The following is a 1,788-nucleotide window of genomic DNA, read 5'->3' as shown; positions in this document are numbered from 1 at the left end:
CCCATCCTCAAAAAAAAGCAACGCATTTGCCAAGAAGATGGCATTCCAGGAAACCTTGATTGACCTGGTCTGATAAAAATGGACAGTTTTCTTAGGCCGTTTTTTTTTAAAGCCATCTCTCCTCAAATTCCCTTGGACTCAAATAACCGAGAGTCGAGTGCCATCGTTTGCTGTTATAGAACATTTTGATGTAATCAACAACATCTCTTCTTGCTTCTTCTCGAGTGTTGTATTTTGAAAAATACACTCGCTCAGTTTTCAAACTCCCGAAGAAGCTTTCTGCTACGGTGTTGTCCCAGCAGTTCCCTTTCCGGCTCATGCTGCTGAGCATCTTGTGAGTTTTCAGTAGATTTAGAAAATTATGGCTACAATATTGGCTGCCTCGATCTGAATGAAAGATCAGACCCGCCTTCGGACGGCAATGCCAGATGGCCATCCGTTGTCACCTTGAACTTCTTTCTTCTTCGGGCAGTGGCTCCGGCCAACTCCATCAGCCTGCGTGCTTTGTGGCCCCACAGAGGTGTCCATTTTCTTTTAATTCTTCTCGGATACGGCGTGAACCATAAGTCCTTCCAGATACTCTGGCCGCCTCTTTGACCATTGGAATAAGCTGCTCATCCTCTCGCTCTCGGGCTAATTTTGCTCTTGAACGCCAGGAATAATATCCACTTCTACTCACTCGCATCACATCAAAAATCAAGATGATCGGATATACCTTCTCCTCAATATCAACAAATTGATACCTCATCCTGATTCTCTCGCAAAGAAGGTGGCCGCTTTTTTTAAGATTTCACGCTCCATTTCCAATCGTTTATTTTTCTTCCGCAGGCGCTTTAATTCTGCTTTCAGACTGGCCAGATTCCCCGGATCAGATTGATCTCCTTGGCTTGCTTCGAATTCTCTCTTCCATCGCCCAAGAACACTTGCGCTCACCCCCAAGTTTCTCGCAGCCTCTGATATCGGGTACCCTTGCTCTTTGATCAGCTTTACTGCCTCTTCTTTGAATGCTTTTGTATGAAACCGTCTTCCCTTTTTTCTCATTGAACACCTCCTGAATGAACATAATCCACTCTAAGAAATGTGTCCACTAAACCCAGACCACCTCATTGCGATAAAACCGGATCGGAAGGATAAGGTCAGTGTTCCTTATCTCAGAATGTCATGGATAATGATTTCAACATGCCTGTATTAAGCTTCAGGGCAAGGCGCGAGGAGCACAGAACCGTAACGTATGTGTCCATACCTGAGGATTCGAGCACCATAGAAACGCCGCCATGGAGAAAAATAGGGGTGTGCTGGATCGTTATCATCAGGGTTTGCTTTCGGGGAAGAACTCATAGACCAGTTCCCCCTCTTTGACGAGACCGAGGCGGTCCCGAGCGAGACGTTCGATATAAAGAGGGTCATTCTTCAATCCCTCGATGCGCTGAGAGAGTTGAATGTTTTCTCTTTTCAGAGAACGAATATCTTCCTGGACGGCGGTGTGGTTCTTTCGCATATTTATCGCCTTAAAGAAGCCCATCCCGCCAAAAAAGAAAGAGTTGTATTTGATTCCAGTCATGGAAGAAGTGCGGAATCAAAGGTTTCGGTCGATACGCTAGAAACGAGAGGATTGCCGATTGATGGCGTGCACGCGGTCATTTCCAGAGGCTATAATATCTTGACGGGGGGCATTCTCGTTGAACTCAATGGCGGGAATTCCATTGGGCCAGGTGCCTTAACCTATGTCTGGTCTCATGACAATCCAATCGGGTCTGGCGTTGTCATCGGTAGTGATCTGAGTCAGCC

4 protein-coding genes are annotated in these 1,788 nt (G+C 46.3%); all 4 read right to left on the bottom strand.

The window, feature by feature from the left end; all coding sequences use genetic code 11:
• Positions 1 to 106: 106 nt before the first annotated feature.
• A complete protein-coding gene (locus EYQ01_10070; GenBank protein ID HIE66129.1) occupies positions 107 to 436 on the bottom strand; it encodes a hypothetical protein in 330 nt (109 codons plus the stop codon).
• Between the two features lie 54 nt (positions 437 to 490).
• Entirely contained in the window at positions 491 to 748 is a 258-nt protein-coding gene (locus EYQ01_10065; GenBank protein HIE66128.1) for a hypothetical protein, read from the bottom strand.
• Complete coding sequence (locus tag EYQ01_10060; GenBank protein HIE66127.1) at positions 745 to 1,041, bottom strand: transposase; 297 nt, start codon at positions 1,039 to 1,041, stop codon at positions 745 to 747. The genes EYQ01_10065 and EYQ01_10060 overlap by 4 nt, the downstream gene beginning before the upstream one ends.
• A 268-nt stretch (positions 1,042 to 1,309) precedes the next feature.
• Entirely contained in the window at positions 1,310 to 1,561 is a 252-nt protein-coding gene (locus EYQ01_10055; GenBank protein ID HIE66126.1) for a septum formation initiator family protein, read from the bottom strand.
• Positions 1,562 to 1,788: the final 227 nt, after the last annotated feature.

It is taken from the genome of Candidatus Manganitrophaceae bacterium (assembly GCA_012960925.1).
In the GTDB taxonomy this organism is placed as follows: Bacteria; Nitrospirota; Nitrospiria; order SBBL01; family JAADHI01; genus DUAG01.
This window is presented reverse-complemented; position numbering and strand designations above follow the sequence as displayed.

Bases quoted from the DNA above. Each gene is read 5' to 3' on its own strand.
- EYQ01_10055 (HIE66126.1), bottom strand. From the start codon at position 1,561: ATGACTGGAATCAAATACAACTCTTTCTTTTTTGGCGGGATGGGCTTC.
- EYQ01_10065 (HIE66128.1), bottom strand. From the start codon at position 748: ATGAGGTATCAATTTGTTGATATTGAGGAGAAGGTATATCCGATCATC.
- EYQ01_10060 (HIE66127.1), bottom strand. From the start codon at position 1,041: ATGAGAAAAAAGGGAAGACGGTTTCATACAAAAGCATTCAAAGAAGAG.
- EYQ01_10070 (HIE66129.1), bottom strand. From the start codon at position 436: ATGGCCATCTGGCATTGCCGTCCGAAGGCGGGTCTGATCTTTCATTCA.